Raw genomic sequence first — 17494 nt, 5'->3', positions numbered from 1 at the left:
GCGGCTCCACGATTTCGCAAGGCTTTCGGCTTTCAGGCCCTCCTCAGGAATGCCTGAGACTGCCTGCCCTTCCCCTTCGCACCAGATAACCCGGCTACCCGGTCCGCTGTTTCGGCGGGCCGGGTCTTTTGCCATTCAGAAAGGAAGTCCTTGATGACTGATCGACTGGTTGGTTCCGCGGCGGACGCCGCTTCGCAGCCCGTGACAGGGGGCACCGGAGGGCAGCGGCCCGGGGTGCGGGAGGTGCGGCGCCGAGTCGCGCGGCATCTGGCGGTTCAGGTGGACGGCGAGGGTGCGCTGAGGGACCGGTGCGCCGGCAGGATCATCGAGTCCGCGCTGCTGTTGCTGCTGCTGCGCAAGGAGCGTGCGCTGCCGCGGGTGCAGAAGGAGCTGCAGGAGTACCTGCAACGGGCCCAGCCGAAGGGCACGCTGGAGCGGGTGGTCGTGGACGCGCTCTCCGGCCGGGCGTGCGAGGCGGACGAACTGCTCGCGGGCCTGAGCGGGGCCCGGCACGGGTCCGGGATGCGGAAGCGGCTGCTGCTGGACACGATTCTGGTGCTGTGCGGACTGCTGCCGGACGGTGAGCGTCCCGATCCGCGGGAGATCGCTCCACGGCCGCAGGCGGTGTGGACGGAGCTGACGCTGTACGCCGCCACGATCCTGTACGTCCACGACAACGCCGGTGCGGGCGCGGACGCGGGCGAGTCCGGGCAGGAGGCGGCGGAGTACCAGGAGTTGCTCGTACGGCGGCTGGCGGCCTTCCCGGCGCGGCGGGTGTGGGAGGGGAACGCGCTGTGCCACCTGGTGGCGCTGCACGCCCTCCACACCTTCCGGCCCGGATCCGAGCTGATGCGGGAGGGGATCGAGGCGCTGGCGCGGCTGCGCGGCCCGGACGGCGGGGTGCCGTTCATCGACGGGCAGGAGGTCTTCGTGACGTCGCTCGCCGGGACGGCGCTGGCGTCGGCGCCGGGGCACGAGCGGCTGGCGGCGCGGATGGGGCAGTACCTCGCCTCGCGACAGCACTTCGACGGCGGCTGGGGTTACAACGAGGCGACCACGCAGACGGATGTCGACGACACCGCCCGGTGCGTGGAACTCCTGCGGATGCTCGACGCGCGGCGGTACCGCCACGGCATCGCGGCGGGGGAGGAGTACCTCTGCTCGCGTACCAACGAGGCCGGCGGCTTCCCCACGTATCTGCGGGGCCACACCTCGGACCTGGACATGACGGCCGGCGCGGTGATCGCCATGCCCTGGGACCGCTACGGTGACATGCTCGCCCCCGCGGTCGGCGTCCTCGTCGACGCCCAGCAGCAGGACGGCAGCTTCGAACCGAGCTGGACGCTGAGCAGGTCCAGCGCCATCCTGCGCATCCTGGACGCCCTGGCGTGCGTACCGGCCGCGGAGACGGCACTGCACCGGCGCGCCGCCGAAGCCACCGCCAGGGCCGTGGCGTTCCTGGACGAGAGCCGCGGCAGCGACGGCGGCTGGGGGCACGCACCGGGCAAGGACAGCGACGTGCTGTCCACCGCCCAGGCCCTGGCCACCCTCGCCCGGCACGCGCCCGGGACCGATCTCGCCAAGCCGCTGGCCTACCTGACCGACCAGCAGCACGACGACGGCGGCTTCAGCTCGATAGCCGACCAGGCGGGCCCGCGTCCGCTGCCCTTCGACTTCCCCGTCCTGGCCGACGTCCAGGCCCTGACCGCACTCAACCGCCTCATCGCGCACAACGCCGCCTGACCGGCACCCGCACTCCGGCACGGGCCGGGGCCGCCAGCCACCAGGCGGTTCGGCCCGGTGAACGGAGTGCTGCCGGCGGCGATCGAGGGCCGCACCGGCGATGAGGCCCTCGACGCCGCGCCCCGGCACGACCCCGGTCGTCGGTCCGGTTCCCCGCCCGACGCCCGCAGGTCAGCTCCCGCGGCGTACCCGGTCGTGCGCGGCCGTGGCCATCTGGTAGTACGTCGCGAGCTTGAAGTACTCCCCGCCGGCCGTCAGCGCGCCGGCGAAGACGAGCTTGCGATCCCCCTCGTAGGTGTACGGCGCCTTGGCGGCGAGCACGCCGAGCTTCGGTTCGACGTGCGCGGGAAGCGCCCCCGGGTCGGTCGTACGGGTCGAGAAGCTGACCCGCTCGATCTCCGCGTCGTCCCACCCGAAGGTCGGGTACAGGGCGGACGAGGTCCCGGCGAAGTCCAGAAGCTGACCGCTCGGCTCCGGCAGCCCGAAGTCCCGCAGCATCGCCTGGACGGTGGCGCGCTCGAAGTGCGCCGGGGACAGCCCGTTGAAGTACACGTTCCACGTCCGGTTCGCGTGGTCGATCGCCACGGTCGACACCTTGCCGTCCAGGCCGTACTCGACGAGTACGTCCATCCACTTGGCGAGTGCGGTGGACATGGCGGGGACGGCGGCGAGCGGGCCCAGTTCCTGGAGCCGGCCCATCGGGAAGACGGCGTAGCTCTTGTTGAAGCCGCCGTTGACGCCGTAGTCGACGCCGTAGCAGTCGACCGGGAGCGCGGTCAGCAGGTCCGCGAACATGCCGCGGACCGGATGGTCCGTCTCCTCGGCGAGGCCGTGCTCCACGGCACGTTCATAGGGATTGCCCTCGGCCAGCGGCACGGTGAAGTCGAAGGAGACGTCCCGGATACGGCCCCCCTTGTTCACCGCGTTGAACACGATGGTGGAGTCGGTGGCGACGTTCGGGAACGCCGTCAGCAACGCGGACATCTTCTCGGGCGGGCAGTCCACGCCCACCAGTGCGGCCGCTTCTTCCGCAGCCGCACACAAACGCTCAATCCCAGGATTTGCGATCATTGCTCCCCCCACAGGGCGATGTGAAAAGGACCTGCCCGCTGCTGTTCCAGCAGGACATCGGATAGCGAACACAGACGGCCGACCGCGCCGGCCCCGGCCGTGGCCGGGAGCAGGACCGTGCGTCCTGCGGCGCGTGGCCGTACGGGTAAGTCCCCCGCCGGCGCCGGCTCTTCCGTTTCACGGTTCGCCGCACCGCCGTGATTCTCGGGGGGAATATCCCCCTCCGCATATTCCTCATCCGGGCAGGGGTGACGTGCCCAAAGTGTGACACGGCCCTGACCTCCGCGCCAGCGAAGCGGGCGGCGGCCCGGACCGTACCGGCGCGGCCCGGCCCCGACCGGCCCGCGCACGTGCCGACGGCAAGCCACCGGCAAGTCACCCTCAAGTCCGGCAGGTCAGTCTGGGAGCCGGCAACCGGGACTACGGGGGCCGGGCGGGTGTGCGAACCGGCCGACTGCCGCAGTCGGCACGGGTCCCTCGGGGGCGGCGGTTTTCGAGGCGATGGGTCAGACGGAGGGGCTTCGATGCCGTTTCATCCCTGTACGCGAGGTCATGCGCGGAGAAGCGGTGCTGCTGCCCCCGCTCTCCTGTGCGACCCCTGCATCAGGCAGGTCGGGCGTCATCTGCGGGAGCTGGCAGGGCTGCACCGGGAGTGCCTGTACCAGGCGTCGCCGACGGTGCCGACCCGCTGGCGCAATCCGACGAAGGTCTCCACGAGCCGCCGCCTCGACTATCCCGACATCGCGCTGCTGGACACGCGGCAGCGCATCTCCTCCCTGCTGGAGTCGTGGTCGGGGATGGTCGTGGAGAAGCGGCGGGCCGCCGCGCCCAAGCGGAGCGTGCCGCACCTGGCGGTGTTCCTCGCCGGGCAGTTGGACTGGATCGGCACCCAGCCCGCGGCCGCGCACTTCGCCGACGAGGTCGAGGCCCTGGTCAAGGAGCTGCGGCAGACCATCGATCCCGAACCGGCCGGGCACTTCACCCTCGTGGAGGAGTGCGTACAGGACGGCTGCGGCGGGACCATCACCGCGTCGCTCGGAGCCGGCGAGCCGGTGCCCGTGCGGAGCATCGCCTGTTCGGCGGGGCACGCCTGGGCGCCGCACGAGTGGCTCCTGCTCGGGCAGCTCGTGGAGCGGCAGCGAAAGGGCAGCGAGGCGTGAGCAGACCACCGCACCACAGGCTCGTTCCGACCAAGGTGGCCGCGTTGGCCATGGGGGTGTCGGAGGCGACGATCCGGAAATGGGTGAGCCGGGGGAAGTTGACCCGCTACGGCGCGCCGAACCGCCGCTCGCACTTCGACATCGAGGAACTCACCGCGCTCTCCGCGCGGCGCCGGCCCTGAGCCGGGCTCGACGTCCCGCGGGACTGCCGGAGGGACCGGCGGGCGGCGGGATCACGGTGCGGGCCCGCGATCGGGCGCCAGCCCGGAGATGAGCTGCCGGATGATCGACTTGACGGCGGCGTCGTCGCGCGGCGCGTCCCCGCCGTGGGCGAGGTACTGAGCCGCCTCGTCCAGCGCCCCCACGAGGACGAGCGCCAGCGGCCGTACGGCCTCCGTACGGATCCGGCCCGCGGCGACGGCGACGGAGAGCGTCGACTCCAGCAGCCCGATGGTGTGCCGCAGTTCGACCTCCCGCCAGCGGGCCCACCCCAGCACCGCGGGCGCGTCGAGCAGGATGATGCGCTGCACCGCCGGATCCGCCGAGGCGTCGAGCCAGGCGAGGCACCCGACGATCAGGTTGTCGACCGGATCGGCCGATCCCGAAGCGGCCACGGCCGCGTCGATCTCCCCGACCAGGGCGCGCTCGACGTCCTCGAAGACCGCCTCGAAGAGATCCCGCTTGTCGGCGAACTGGTGGTACATCGCCCCGCGACTCACCCCCGCGGCGTCGGCGATGGCCACGGTGCTCACGCCGCCGTAGCCGAGCCGCCCGAAGAGCTCGCGCCCGGCGGTGATCAGCGCCTGCCGTGTCGCGACGGAGCGCTCTGCCTGGGTACGACGATCACCGGCCATATCGGCGCCAGCCTATAAGGACGCCTTGACGGGCGGCCGCCGCGCTGCCAGGCTTCAAAACAATCAGCCTGTTTGTTTGTGCGACGGAGGCCGACCATGGACACGAACGCCACCCGCGACCTGTTCGAGCGCTACCACGCCTGCTGGGAAGCCCGCGACCCCGCCCGCATCGCCGAACTCCACACTCCCGACTCGGTCTTCCACCTGCACGCGGGGCAGCCACCGGCCCGTGGCCGCGAAGCCATCCGCGCCGCCGCGGCCGACTCCTTCGCCCTCGTCCCGGACCTCGCCTTCGACCTCCTGGCCCTGCGCGTGGGGGACGACTTCTGGACCGCCCGCATGCAGATGACGGGCACCTCCGCCACCGGCAACCCGGTCGCCATCGACCTGGCGGACTTCGTCCTGGTCCGCGACGGCGCGGTGCTGGAGAAGCACTCGTACGTCGACGGCCTGGCCATGCAGGCGGCCATGGCGGCGGCGTAGCGGCTCGCCGGGGCGCGCCGCGGGGCGGCAGCAGGCGGCACGGACCGTGAGGCGAAGGAGCCGGGCGGACGGGGTCCGCCCGGCTGGTTCGCTAGCCCGTGGCGGGAGGTGCCGTGGTGTGCATGTGGTTCACCAGGCGCGGGCGCCACTGGTAGTACGACTGGACCTTGCAGTACTCGCCGTCGCCCGGCGAGGTGGCGACGTAGACGGCCTTGGGGTTGTCGGCGCCGTACGGGATCTCCCGCAGGAAGTGCTCGATCTTCGGCTCCACCCGGTCCAGGATCGCCAGCGGGTCGGGGGTGATCGCCGAGTAGCAGAAGCGCTCGATGTCCGGCGAGTCCCAGCTCAGGGTGGCGTAGAAGCCGAACGCCTGCTGGGCGAACCGCAGCAGGTGCTCGCTCGGCTCCGGCATGCCGAGGTCGCTCAGCATGGACCGGACGGCCGCCGGCGTGAGGCAGTCGTCCACCTCGCCGAAGTACACGTTCATCGTGCGGTGCCCGTAGTCCATGCCGATCAGGGTGATCTTCTCGGCCAGCCCGTAGCGGTCGAAGAAGTCCATGTTCCCGGCCACGCTGGGCGGCATGGAGGGGAGGGCGGCGAGCTTCGGCAGGCTCTGCATCTGCTCGCCGGGGAAGCACGACCACGCCTTCTGGAAGCCGCCGACGAGGCCGAAGTCGATGCCGTAGCTGCCGATGGGGAACCGGCCCTCGATGTCGCGGAGGAGCGAGTCGACGGGGTGGTCCGTACGCGGCAGGAGGCCGTTGGCCTGCGCGAGCGCGTGCGGGTCGATGGTGCTCGGGAGCATCATCATGTGGCAGTTCATCTCCCCGGCGTGGCGCGCGTCGGTCGCCACCCGGAAGAGGATCGCGGCCTGCGGGAGCAGTTCCTCGAACGCGCCGAGGATGGGCCAGACCTTGTCGCGCGCGCAGGGCACGTCCACGAGCCCCGCGGTCTTCTCGATGGCGGCGTACAGGTTCTCTGCCGAACTGGACATGATTCTCCTGTCGTTGAAGTCGCGGTTACTCACTCAGGTAGCCCTGGAGCGTGGGCGCGAATGTCTCGACGAGCTCGTCCACCGACGCCGAGGCGATCGGCTCCATCTTCAGCACGTAGCGCAGCATGATCAGCCCGACGACCTGCACCACCAGCGCGTTCAGCCGCAGCCGCGGTACGTCGACGACCTCTCCCAGCCGGGTGACGAGCAGGGCGGAGAAGTGCTCGCGCAGATACTCCGCGCCTTCCGCGCTGCTGGTCGCGTCCTGGACCCGCGCCAGGAGCCGCGGCCGCAGCTCCGGGTTCTCCCAGGCCGTCAGGGACATGCGCAGCAGGTTCTCGCCGAGCTGCGCACGGGGCCCGGAGACCGCCTCCCGGAAGAGCGCGTCGGCCCGCGCGGCGAGGTTCCCGGGGGCGGCACTTCCCGCCTGAGCGGCTTCTGACATGGTGACCTCCAAGTCTCGGGTGCGGCGTCCTGCATCCGCGATGTCAGCCGCCCCGGGTGAGTTTCCTGAGCATGGGCGAGAGCTGGTAGTAGGAATTCGCCTCGACGAACTGCTCTTCCGGCACCCACTTGACGGCGATCAGATTCACCCGCTCGCCCTCGTACGCGAACGGCGCCTGCCGCACGAACCGTTCCATGTGCGGCTCCATGGGGGCCGGGATTTCCGCGGGCTCGAATCCCGCACTCGGCGGCGGGGCGAGCGCGACCCGGAAGATATGCGCGGAGTCCCAGCCGAGCGTGATGTTCGCCCGCATCGCCGCGCTGACGTACCGGAGCACCGCTTCGTCGGCCTCCGGCATTCCCATCTCGCGCAGCATCGAGGCGATGGCGCGGGGCTCCGGCCGGTTGTCCGGGGCGAACTGGAAGTACAGATTCATCGTGTTCGCGCGGTAGTTGACCCCGACCATCGCCACCTTGTCGAGCCCGTAACGCGTGAAGAGCCCCGCGTTCTCGGCGACCGCGTCCGGCATGGACGGGATGTCAGTGAGCGCCGCGAGCGGCTGCAATGCCTGCGGGAAGTGCGCGTAGAGCTTCTTGAACCCGCCGGCGACCCCGGCGTCTATGTAGTACTCCTGGACCGGGACACGGGCGCTGACGTCGGAGAGCAGGGCGCCGACGGGATGGCCGGTCTCACCGATGAACCCCTTCGCCAGCGCGTACGGGTGCGGATTCCCGATCTCACCCGGCACCCTGAAACTGAAGTCCAGCTCGGCCGCGTGACGCGCACCGCTCTGCACCCCGAGGACGACCAGGTCCTCACCCAGCACCGCCCCGAAGGCGTCGAGCACCGGCCACACCTTGTCGCGAACGCAGACGGCACCCACGAGCCGGGCGGATTCCTCCAGCGCCGCATACACTTCTTCCTTTTCGGTCTTGTCCGCCAACATTTCCTCCCTGTGTGATTCATTCGTGTGCGGGCATGGCTAAGCCGCCACCGGGTTACGTCCCGGACGGCGGCGTAGAAACGTGGCTGTGAAATGTGTGGGGGGAGAGAGGGCCGGAAGACGGCCTCACGGAGAGTTGCATCCCGAAGACGGCACCCGCGACGCCGGTCACGGGGAGGGGGAAGCCGACATGCAGAAGCGCCGGGAAATCGGGAATCAGAGCCCGAACCTCAGCGGCGCAATCTTATTTGTAGATTCTTCAGCCCCGCCTGTCAACCCCCCTGCACCGCGAGGCGGTACGCCCAACGAACCGGAACAACACCCTTCGGTAACCCCGCGGCGATTGCAGAACCCGCAACGCCGCACTGCCCCATTGTCCTTCCGGAACCCCGGTACCCGCGCGAAACTCCGCGGCGGAAGCCCCGCCTGAACGGGGGCGCCCATGCCGACGGGCCGGTGCGATCGCACCGGCCCGTCGGGTGGTTCGGGCCTCAGCGGTGCCTGGCGCGCCTATGACGGCTGACCAGGACGGCTGCCGCACCCGCACCTGCCAGCAGGGCGGCGACGGCGAGGATCTCTCCCAGGCCGGACGCGCCGGTGTCTGCGAGTGAACCCGGTTTCCTGTCGCCCGCCGGTGCCGGGGTGTTGGGTGCCGGGCCCGTCGGGGGCGCCGGTGAGGGTGGGTCGCTCGCCGGTGGCTCGGTTGCCGGCGGCTCGGTCCCCGGGGGCTCGGTTCCCGGGGGTGTGGGTGTCGGCGGGGTGGGTGTCGGCGGTGCCTCCTCCGGAACGTACACGCCGGCGTCGATGGTGTGATCGACCCCTCCCGGCCTGGTCGGCGCGGTGACCGGGGCGTCCCCGCTGCACAGCCGGCCGCTGGCCGGCGGGGTCACGTTGGAGTCGTGTACCCGGTCGTCACCGGCCCGCGGCAGGGTGAACCGCAGGTCGTCCGCGGCCGGCCGGCCCGGCACCTCGCCGGTGTCCGCCGTGCACACGTCGAACTGCACGGTGTACTTGGCGCCCGGAGTCAGCTCGTACTCCGCTCCGGCACCGCCGAAGTAGTACTCACCGGCGGCGTCGGTCGTGGTCGTGGCGACCTTCTCGCCGTCCGCGTCCAGCAGGTTGATCGTCGCGTCCGGCAGCAGCACGTGCCCGGCGTCCTGGACGCCGTTGTGATCGCCGTCGAACCACACCACGTTGCCGATCTGGATCGGCGCGTTCGCCGCGGCGTACGCGATGTCGCCGAGGCCGCCGGCCTTGCCGAACCCGTTCTGGTTCGGACCGACGAACTGGTAGGCGTTGGCCGCCGGATCGTTGCCGGGGCCGAGGCCGGTGGCGACGTCGTAGTAGCCGGTTCCGCTGGTGATGACCTGGCCGGTCGGGTCCATCTGGGTGCTGACGGCCCACTGCTGCTGCGGGATGTACGCGACCGATCCCAGCGAGGACTCCTGGTGCGGACCCGGCTGGGTCGCGGAGCCGCCGTTCGGGAAGAAGTCACCCGGGAAGTACTCGACGACGCCGCTGGGCTGGACCCCGTCGAGGGTGGGATCCGTGGCGTGGTCGGGGCAGTTGCCGGTGCCCTCCCACTCGAACCCGCCGGTGGGCGTGGCGCAGGCCATGTTGATGTCGCCGCCGGACATGCCGTTCTGCGGGTTGTCGACGCCCGGCCTCGGGTCCAGCCCGCCCCAGCTCACGACGTCCATGAACCGGTCGCGGAAGCCCAGGATCAGCGAGCCCTCGCGGGTGAAGGCCAGACTGACCAGCTCCGGCTGCGGATCGATCATCGCGCCGTTCACGTTGAAGGTGTCCCAGTCCTCCAGGGAGGTGTTCCACGGGTTCCAGTGGTTGACCTGGTCGCGGCCGGAGTTGCTGGTGAGCACGCTCCCGCGCTCGAAGTCCAGCGGCTGGGACAGCACGGTGGTGAACTCCCCGTCGTCATAGGTGGCGACGACGGCCTTCAGGTCCGCGCGGTCCTGGGTGCTCTCCGCGCTGCACACGCCCCCGACGTACAGGGTGCCGTTGTGGGTGGTCACGCTGAACGGGCGCCAGTCGTCCGCCGAGGCGCAGCCCGGGTCGGGGATCGGCACGGTCGCCTTGGGCGCCGAGGCCGTGGGCTTGGTCGCGTCGAAGCTGACGAGGCTGCGGGTGAGCAGGTTCACCGCGTACAGGGTCGAGCCGTCGTCCGACAGGTGGAGGCTGCCGATGCTCTCCTTGCCCGGTGCGTCGGTGAAACCGGCGTCCTTGATCAGGTTGCCGGTGTCGTGCGGCGTCTCCGTGGCGCCCGGCACCTTCGCGAACAGCTCCGGGGCGCCCCCGCCGTCGGCCGGCTGGATGTAGATCGCGTCGCCGCCGTCCGGCCCGTACTCGGTGTACCGCCGGGCGAACGACGACTGGAAGAGCTGGTCGCGGTGCTTGTCGTAGGCCAGCCCGTAGGTCGTGCCCACCTGGTCCTGCGTGTTGAGCACCTCCGGACATGCCTGCTGGTCGGGACAGTTGCCGCGGGCGTCCGTCCCGAAGGCCACCAGTGCCCGGGTGTCCGTCCCGCCGGCGCCGCTCTGGATCGGCACGAAGTAGCGGGAGTCGGGCAGTGCGTAGTCGGCCGGGTCCCAGACCCCGGTGACCACCGAGTCGTCCTTGCCGTTCGAGACGTCCACGAACGAGGTGAAGCTGTCGAAGTGGTTCGGCGCGGTCGAGGCGGGCGCCGCCCGCAGGTAGTCGCTGTAGGGCGCCGGGACGGTGACGTCGACGCGGTAACGGCCGCCGGTCAGCTCGTTCGACGGCGGCACGACGACCTTTCCGGTGGCGTCCGTGACGCCGGTGACTTGTCGGCCGTCGCGGTCGGTGACCTCGACCTTCATTCCCCGCTGCGGCACGTCCATGGTCGAGTTGATCACGCCGGTGCCGAAGAAGTCCCGCAGCACCTGGACGGTGAGGCTGCCGTCGGAGGCCGAAGCGCTGGCCTGCCCGGCACCGGTCAAGAGGGTGCCTGTGCCGCCGCCCACCAGTAAGAGGGCGGACAGCCCTAAGCGCACCACTCCACGTAATGGCATGGCATTCCTTTATTTGTTCGATTCCGACGCCAAATCGGCATATTGCAGGCTGAGTTTATGGGTTACCAAGGGTCATGTCACGAGAACGCAGAGTTTGCCTGTGACTCCGTGGAACCTGTTACTGTCGCGCCGCGTGCGGAGCATCAGAACGCGGAGCAGCGACACCGGGCGGGGCCCCATAGGACGCGAGGCGGGCCGGCGCCGCCGGTGGCCGAGGTTGCGCTGGGTGGCGGCCGCCGCCCTCGGCGTCACGGCTGCCGCCGCCACCGCCTTCGTCCTCCTCGGCGACGGCGATTCCCCCACCGCCCCACGGGCGTTGACCTCGGACGAGGCGAACCGGCTGGCGGTCACCCGGTTCCTCAACTACCAGGCCGGAGGGCGGGCGGTGACGATCACGGTGCCGAACGCCACCGGCGGGCTGGTGATCACCGCGTCGGTCGACTACCGCACCCACACCGGTTACGGGGTGGTGCGCGGCACCGGGCGCGACACGTCCAGCGACGGGCTGATCCAGTGGACGGCCACCACCGTTCTCGTCCACCCCATGACGGACCCACCGGCGGTCGCACCGGAGTCGCCGCCCGCGTCCGGCTGGCACAGTCGTCCGCTCCAGACCACCGGCATGGCCCTGGACACCTCGCTGGGCATCGCCCTCGGCCTCGGCAGCGACCGGCCGGAGAACGCCGCGCTGCTGCCGCAGAACGGCGCGGCATGGGTCGGGCGCGACGAGGTGCACGGCCATCGGACGGACATCATGAAGGGGCCGGACGCCGGCACCGAGGCCGGCTCGTCCGGCAAGGCGGATGCGTCTGACCGGGCCGGTACGTCGCCGACGGTGCGCTACTGGATCGGCGCGGACGGCACGATGTACCGGGTCCAGGTCGGCATCGCCTCCGAGTCGCGGCCGGTGGTCTTCGACTTCGACGACCGTACGTACGTCCCCGTCAAGCCGGCACCCGGTTTGACGCCGGCGCCGTAGCCGCCGCTCACGAGGTCCGTACCCGCGCACGGTCGGCGAGCAGCGACTCCGGCGGCAGCGCGACGCCCGCGATGTCCGGCAGCGCCGGAACGTCCGGCACGACGGTGGCGCCCGTGGTGGTGGCCCGCGGGAACTCCGGCTGCGGGCCCGGCGCGGCCACGTCGGTGAACGGGATGCCCGCGGGCCCGGTCGCACTGCGCCAACTGCCGGAGGGCGTGGGCGACGTGGCGGGAACCGGGCAGGACGCGGTGTCCACGAGCTCTGCGGGCACGGTCTTCCGAAGAGCGTTTCCCCGCAGGCAGTTGCCCTGCCCGCGGGTGGCGGTGGGGAACGTCGAGCCGATGTCGACGCCGTTGGCGGCGAAGGTGTTGTCCGTGACCTCGTTGCGGTCCGCCGTCAGGTCGGCCGTCGCGGTGATCACGAGTCCGGCGTTGGTGTGGCCGGTGATCCGGTTGCGGATGAACCGGTTGTCGCTGCCGCCGTCGACGCCGACACCGATGCCCCAGCCGCCGTCCGCCTGCTCCGGCGTCTGCGGGTGCTGATTGTCCGCGATCAGGTTGCCGGCGATGACGGCGTCGCGCTGCGGGAGCAGTTTCTCCTGGTGGTCGGAGCTGGTGGTCAGCCCGACGCGGTTGCCGGCAAGACGGTTGCCGGTCACGTACATCTCGCCGCTGGCGTTGGTGCCTTCGTAGCCGACCGCGTTGAGTTCGGAGACGTTGTCCCGCACCACGATCCGGCACGGCTTGCACTGGCCGACATAGATCCCCGAGTCCGCTCCGCCCGATGCGTAGGAGTGCTCGATGACGCCGTTCTGCGCGGAGAACGCGTAGATGCCGTACAGGCCGTTACGGGTCGCGGTCACGTGCGAGACCAGGAACGACTTCAGGAGCCTGACGGGTTCGTCACCGGTGTCGTAACCGCCGCTGCCCGGCAGCCCGGCGACCGCCGCCGCCGAACCGGTGACCAGCACCCCGTTCTGCGTGTTCCCCCGCACGGTCAGGTTCTCCACGGCCACGCCGGGCGCGGTGACGACCACGCCGTTCGGCCGCCGCAACTGACCGTCGACGACCACCTCGGCCCTGGACTCGCCCCGCAGGGTGACGCGAGCCGTGTCGAGCTTCACCGACTCGCGGTACACACCCGGCGCCACCAGCACCAGGTCACCGGGCTCGGCCAGGGACACCGCGGCCGAGATCGTCGGGGCGTCGCCGGGCACGCGGATCGTCACCTGCGCACCGTCCGGCCGCCGGCCCTTGTCCGATCCGTCGTCGCCACCGCTGCTACAGCCGGCCAGCAAAGTCAGTGCGCCCAGTAACGCCGCCATCACGCGAAGTGCCGATCGAGACATGAGGAGAGTCTGGCACGAGGACGAATTCCCCGCCGGAACAAGGCGGTTGAGGGGCAGAAGCAGGGCAGGTGTGACACTCTGCACATCATGGACCGCGTCGATCGCCCCCCGTCACGCCGCGCGTTCCTCGACGTCACCGGTGCCACGGTGGCCGCCGGTCTCGTCGCCGCCGGGTGCTCCTGGGACTCCGCCGAACCGGGCCGGCCCGCCGCTTCCGCGGCGGCCGGGTCCACGGCGGTTCCGGCGACGGGCCGCCATCAGGCGGGCGTGACGTCTCCCCGGTCGGCCCAGCGCAACCTGCTGGCGGTGGTGGCCGACGTCGGCACCGGGGTGCCGCCGGGCCCGTTGCTGGCCGAACTCGGCGAGGCCGTCCTCAGCCTCACCGCCGGGTCCGACCCGCGGCTGCTGGGCCTGTCCCCGGGTGACCTGACCGTGACCGTCGGCGTGGGTCCGCGGCTGGTGCGGACGGCGGGTGCTTCCCTGCCCGGCGCGGCCGACCTCCCGCGGTTCTCCCGCGAGCGGATCGCTCCGCAGGCCCGCGGCGGTGATCTGCTCTTACAGATCTGCGCCGACGACGCGCTGCTCCTGCCGGTCGCCGCCGCGGCGCTCCTGGACGAGGCCGGCGACCGCGTCCGCGAACGGTGGCGGCAGTCCGGACGCCGCGGTACGGACGTGCCGGTCGCCAAGGGCCGTACGGCACCGCGCAACCTGCTCGGCTTCATCGACGGCATCGTGGGCCCGCACACGAAGGCCGAGCAGGAACGTGACCTGTGGCTGGCCGGGCCCCCCGCGGTCGCCGGCGGCACCGTGGCCGTACTGCGGCGCATGGAACTCGCCCTGACACGGTTCGCCGCCCTGCCCGTCGCCGAGCAGGAGGCGGTCTTCGGACGGCGCCGCGCCAGCGGCGCACCCCTCTCCGGCGGCACCGCCGCCTCCGCCCCGGAACTGGGCTCCAAGACACCCGACGGGCGCTACCTCGTCCCCGCGGACGCCCACGTCCGCAGGGCGAACCCCACCGTGGTCGGCGTCGGCCACATGCTCCGCCGCTCCTACAGCACCGACGAGCCGGCCCCCGGCCTGCTCTTCATCAGCTTCCAGAACGACCTGCGGACCTTCACGGCCACGCTCACCCGCATGGACACCTCGGACGCACTGCTGCCCTTCACCACCACGACGGCCGCCGCGGCCTTCCTGATCCTCCCCGGCTTCGACGACCAACACCCCCTCGGCTCCTCCCTGTTCGGCTGATCGTCTCCCCGTCCGCCCACGCAAACGGCCCCGGACAGGAGCCCGGGGCCGAGTGAAGCCCGCCCCGGGGCGGAGACCCCAGAGACGGAGAGGCAATAGCTGTGCCCCCGGCAGGATTCGAACCTGCGACACCCGCTTTAGGAGAGCGGTGCTCTATCCCCTGAGCTACGGAGGCGGGGCGGGGCGGAGGCCCGGCCACCCGCGACAGTGTAGCGGGTGGCGGTCGTGGCGGCGGAGGCGTGGTCGGCGGCCGGGTGCGGGTTCACGGGCGGGGCCGATCACCGGGGTGGGTCGGGCATCAGGATGCGCCGGTTCGTGGGCATCACGGGGTGTTCTCAGGCGGGCCCGGGCTGCCGGGGTACGGGGCGCCGCGCCGTGGTCGCGCAGGACGCCCGCGGCGGCGGTGGCGGAGCCGTAGCGCAGGACGGCCGTGGATCCGTAGCGGGCGGAGACCCGGTCGGCGAGCCGGCGGCCGACGCTCGTCGGTGCCCCGAAGGCGTCCTTGAGGTGCAGGGCGCTCCGGTCGTTGGCGGCTCCCTCGCACAGCATGGTCGTCAGCGCCAGTCCGGCGAGGATCCAGACCTGCCGGGGAGCACGGTGCCGTCCGGCGGCCGGTTTCGGGGCCTGGGGGGGGCGGTGTCGCCGGAGCGCGGGGTCCGGGGTCCGGGCAGCAGGCCGCGCGCCGCGATGAGGGCGACCACGACACCCGTTCCGAGCCGGTCGGCCAGATACCCGGCCACGCCGTCGAGGCCACCGGTCTGTCCCTCCGTCTCGACCGCGTTCCCCTCCCCGGCTGCCTCGGCACCAGGTAGGTGATCGCCATCGGTGATGCGCCCAATCCGCTAGTCGGCCAGGCATCGTAGCTCTTGAGGGGCGCCCGCGGATTGTGCGTCGAGCGCAGATCTGCCACATCAGGGCGGCAGGCCGACGGACTCTCCCGTCGGCCTGCCAGTGGTTCCATCCAGCACGGCTTCGGTCGATCAGATCTGTCGGCACGGCACCCGAGGACCTGAGGCCAGCGTGACGTCGCTCACCACCACTCGGTGGTCCTCGTTCACCGTTCGCAGGATGCACCGCTCGGAGTTCATGCGGTTGTGGAGGATGTAATCGAACTTCCTGCCCGCATTGACCTGGGTCCACACGCACCTGCCGTCTGCCTGATCGGTTTCAGGACCGCAGAACGGGTCGACGTCGGAGTAGCCGGCCGTCCAGATCTGATCCATCTCCGGATACCACGGCTGGGCGTTCAGGTCGCCCAGGATGAGTTTGCGGCCGTACGGGCGCGATGCGGTCAGTATCTCCTTGATCTGTTCGTCTCTTGCCACCCGGGCTCCCCCGGCGCTGAGATGGGCATTGTGAACGCGCACCCATTTCCCCGCGAGGCGCGTGGTGAACCTCATGTACGTGCGATATTCCAGCGGTCCTTCATCGACGCGGTGCGCCACCTCACGGTAGTCCAGTATCGGAGTTCCGTTGGCGTACACAAGCGCCAGACCGTTCGTGCTCCACCCGTCGCAGCCGACGTTGATGACGCCCCGCCCCAGCTTGAAGCGGTAGTCGAAGCCCTGCCGGTTGAGCAAGCGCACGGCCTCGCGAACCTCGGTGCTGCAGGCTTCCTGTAGCGCCACGACCTGGGGCCGGAATATCTTGATCTGCGCGGCGAGGAGTTCAGGCGTGCCGAGACCCTGGCCGTTGGTGTTCCAGGACATGACCCGGTCGGGAATCGCCGACGACGCTGCGGTATTCGACTCCGCATGCGCGGGAACCGCTACGCCTGTGACCACCAGCGAGATGATGAGCCCCACCATCGTGGCGAGCTGTGCCGTGCACCTTCGTAACTTCTCCATTGGCCCTCCCGTTGTGCAGCGAACGATTACGCTGCTGACGCCGTGTCCGATTCGGACGCGGCGGCTGAATCTGCCAGTGGAGGGATGATGCTCAACTCGCGGCTCTGCTGACAATGCAACCGAGTGTTCGCGAATGTTCGGAACAGTTCCGAACGCGTTTGGAACGAACGTGAACATGGCCGTGATACGCAGTTCCCGTCCATCCTGGACTGTGCGTACCCCGCCAGGTCCCGGTGCCGACCGGTCCGGTGCCCGTTCTCGTTCGACCACCACGGGCACGGGGGCGGTTCGCAGAGGGAGGTGTCAGGGGCCGTGGGCGGGAGCCGTACCGATCCAGCGGCGGTAGGCGTCCATGTCGACGTTGCTGCCGCACACGATGGTGACCACATGCCGGCCGGCGAAGCGGTCGCGGTCTTCGAGGATCGCCGCGACGCCGAGCGCGGCCGACGGTTCGACGACGAGGCCGGCGTGGTCGAGGAGCATCCGCATACCGGCGACGATCGACGCCTCCCGGACCAGGACGGCGTCGTCGGCGACCAGGAGGAGGTCGTCCAGGACGGCCGGGATGGGGCACCGGCCGGCGACGCCGTCGGCGATGGTGTCGGTCGGGCCGGTGGTGACGACGCGCCGTTGCCGCCACGAGCGTGTCATCGCCGGTGCGCCCAGCGGCTGGACGCAGATCACCTCGGCTTCGGGTGCCAGGGCCTTCACCACATGTCCTACGCCGGTGGCCAGCGCCCCGCCGCCGAGAGCGATCAGGACGGTGTCGAACGACGGCGCGGTGTCGACCAGTTCCAGGCCGATGGTCGCCGCGCCCTCGCAGGTCTCGATGTCCAGGCTGTCTTCGACCAGCCGGATGCCGTCGCCGCGCGCGATGGCCGCGGCCCGCTCGCGTGCGCTCTCGTGGTCGCCGTCCACCAGTTCCAGTCCGGCGTCCAGCGCGCGGATACGGTCGAGCTTCGCCGCGGTCGCGAAGCGGGATGCCACGACGGTGACGTCGAGCCCCCGGCCGCGACCGGACCAGGCGAGGGCTTGGCCGAGGTTGCCCGCGCTGGCGCACACGACGGCTCGCGGACCGTTGTCGGCGAGTCGGCTCGCGACCAGTTCGGTGCCGCGGGCCTTGAAGCTGCGGACCGGGTTCGCCGTTTCGAGCTTGATGCTCACCGCGCACCCGAGACCGGGCTCCAGCGCCTCGCAGCGGTACAGCGGCGTGTCGAGAAACACCGGGTCGATCACCCGGCGGGCCGCCCGGATCCGGGCGGTGTCGAGGCGCGTCTCCCGCATGACACAGCAGCCTAGGGCGGCGCCCTGCCGCGGGCTGCCCGGCCCCGG

Annotated in this window: 15 protein-coding genes and 1 tRNA gene; 6 read left to right on the top strand and 10 right to left on the bottom strand. The window is 71.0% G+C overall.

Translation table 11 applies throughout. The features are described 5' to 3' along the window. Nucleotides 1-243 precede the first annotated feature (243 nt). A complete protein-coding gene (locus ACFYVJ_RS08445; RefSeq protein ID WP_388887792.1) occupies nucleotides 244-1743 on the top strand; it encodes a prenyltransferase/squalene oxidase repeat-containing protein in 1500 nt (499 codons plus the stop codon). Between the two features lie 171 nt (nucleotides 1744-1914). Here the strand turns inward: ACFYVJ_RS08445 and ACFYVJ_RS08440 are convergent, their stop codons facing one another. Continuing rightward, complete coding sequence (locus ACFYVJ_RS08440; RefSeq protein ID WP_388887790.1) at nucleotides 1915-2814, bottom strand: aromatic prenyltransferase; 900 nt, start codon at nucleotides 2812-2814, stop codon at nucleotides 1915-1917. A 677-nt stretch (nucleotides 2815-3491) separates the two neighbouring features. Between ACFYVJ_RS08440 and ACFYVJ_RS08435 the strand changes: the two genes are divergently transcribed. Continuing rightward, entirely contained in the window at nucleotides 3492-3974 is a 483-nt protein-coding gene (locus tag ACFYVJ_RS08435) for a hypothetical protein (RefSeq protein WP_388887788.1), read from the top strand. Further along, the gene (locus ACFYVJ_RS08430) at nucleotides 3971-4156 is read left to right on the top strand and encodes a hypothetical protein (protein WP_388887786.1); all 186 of its coding nucleotides are present in this window, start codon (nucleotides 3971-3973) and stop codon (nucleotides 4154-4156) included. Before ACFYVJ_RS08435 ends, ACFYVJ_RS08430 begins: the two co-directional genes overlap by 4 nt. A gap of 51 nt (nucleotides 4157-4207) precedes the next feature. Here the strand turns inward: ACFYVJ_RS08430 and ACFYVJ_RS08425 are convergent, their stop codons facing one another. Then, a complete protein-coding gene (locus tag ACFYVJ_RS08425) occupies nucleotides 4208-4828 on the bottom strand; it encodes a TetR/AcrR family transcriptional regulator (RefSeq protein WP_388887785.1) in 621 nt (206 codons plus the stop codon). A gap of 96 nt (nucleotides 4829-4924) precedes the next feature. Between ACFYVJ_RS08425 and ACFYVJ_RS08420 the strand changes: the two genes are divergently transcribed. Further along, nucleotides 4925-5311 (top strand): ester cyclase, encoded by a 387-nt coding sequence (locus ACFYVJ_RS08420; RefSeq protein ID WP_388887783.1) that lies wholly within the window; start codon nucleotides 4925-4927, stop codon nucleotides 5309-5311. 91 nt (nucleotides 5312-5402) lie between these two features. Here the strand turns inward: ACFYVJ_RS08420 and ACFYVJ_RS08415 are convergent, their stop codons facing one another. The 4 genes from ACFYVJ_RS08415 to ACFYVJ_RS08400 all read right to left on the bottom strand — a co-directional run bounded on the left by ACFYVJ_RS08415 (nucleotide 5403) and on the right by ACFYVJ_RS08400 (nucleotide 10740). Next, nucleotides 5403-6305 carry an aromatic prenyltransferase gene (locus ACFYVJ_RS08415; protein ID WP_388887781.1) on the bottom strand — a complete coding sequence of 301 codons (903 nt, stop codon included), beginning with the start codon at nucleotides 6303-6305 and terminating at the stop codon, nucleotides 5403-5405. 25 nt (nucleotides 6306-6330) lie between these two features. Next, a complete protein-coding gene (locus ACFYVJ_RS08410) occupies nucleotides 6331-6750 on the bottom strand; it encodes a hypothetical protein (protein ID WP_388887779.1) in 420 nt (139 codons plus the stop codon). 43 nt (nucleotides 6751-6793) lie between these two features. Then, nucleotides 6794-7693, bottom strand: a complete 900-nt coding sequence (locus tag ACFYVJ_RS08405; RefSeq protein WP_388887778.1) for an aromatic prenyltransferase — start codon at nucleotides 7691-7693, stop codon at nucleotides 6794-6796. A gap of 491 nt (nucleotides 7694-8184) precedes the next feature. After that, a complete protein-coding gene (locus ACFYVJ_RS08400; protein WP_388887776.1) occupies nucleotides 8185-10740 on the bottom strand; it encodes an SdrD B-like domain-containing protein in 2556 nt (851 codons plus the stop codon). Between the two features lie 226 nt (nucleotides 10741-10966). On the opposite strand from ACFYVJ_RS08400, the gene ACFYVJ_RS08395 reads away from it, so the two are divergent. Beyond that, nucleotides 10967-11719 carry a hypothetical protein gene (locus ACFYVJ_RS08395; RefSeq protein ID WP_388887775.1) on the top strand — a complete coding sequence of 251 codons (753 nt, stop codon included), beginning with the start codon at nucleotides 10967-10969 and terminating at the stop codon, nucleotides 11717-11719. 7 nt (nucleotides 11720-11726) lie between these two features. Here the strand turns inward: ACFYVJ_RS08395 and ACFYVJ_RS08390 are convergent, their stop codons facing one another. Further along, a complete protein-coding gene (locus tag ACFYVJ_RS08390) occupies nucleotides 11727-13067 on the bottom strand; it encodes a nitrous oxide reductase family maturation protein NosD (protein WP_388887774.1) in 1341 nt (446 codons plus the stop codon). Between the two features lie 87 nt (nucleotides 13068-13154). Here ACFYVJ_RS08390 and ACFYVJ_RS08385 point away from each other — a divergent pair, with 87 nt between their 5' ends. Continuing rightward, on the top strand, nucleotides 13155-14315 hold the full coding sequence (locus ACFYVJ_RS08385; protein ID WP_388887772.1) for a Dyp-type peroxidase: 1161 nt from the start codon (nucleotides 13155-13157) through the stop codon (nucleotides 14313-14315). Nucleotides 14316-14417: 102 nt separating this feature from the next. Here the strand turns inward: ACFYVJ_RS08385 and ACFYVJ_RS08380 are convergent. The 3 genes from ACFYVJ_RS08380 to ACFYVJ_RS08370 form a co-directional block, all read right to left on the bottom strand. Beyond that, nucleotides 14418-14490, bottom strand: a tRNA-Arg gene (locus ACFYVJ_RS08380). Nucleotides 14491-15295: 805 nt separating this feature from the next. Beyond that, nucleotides 15296-16162, bottom strand: coding sequence for an endonuclease/exonuclease/phosphatase family protein (locus ACFYVJ_RS08375; protein WP_388887770.1), 867 nt, complete (start codon nucleotides 16160-16162; stop codon nucleotides 15296-15298). Nucleotides 16163-16465: 303 nt separating this feature from the next. Further along, nucleotides 16466-17446 (bottom strand): threonine/serine dehydratase, encoded by a 981-nt coding sequence (locus ACFYVJ_RS08370; RefSeq protein ID WP_388887768.1) that lies wholly within the window; start codon nucleotides 17444-17446, stop codon nucleotides 16466-16468. Between the last annotated feature and the right edge of the window lie 48 nt (nucleotides 17447-17494).

Origin of the sequence: Streptomyces sp. NPDC004134 (assembly GCF_042874195.1) — a bacterium.
In the GTDB taxonomy this organism is placed as follows: Bacteria; Actinomycetota; Actinomycetes; order Streptomycetales; family Streptomycetaceae; genus Streptomyces.
This window is presented reverse-complemented; position numbering and strand designations above follow the sequence as displayed.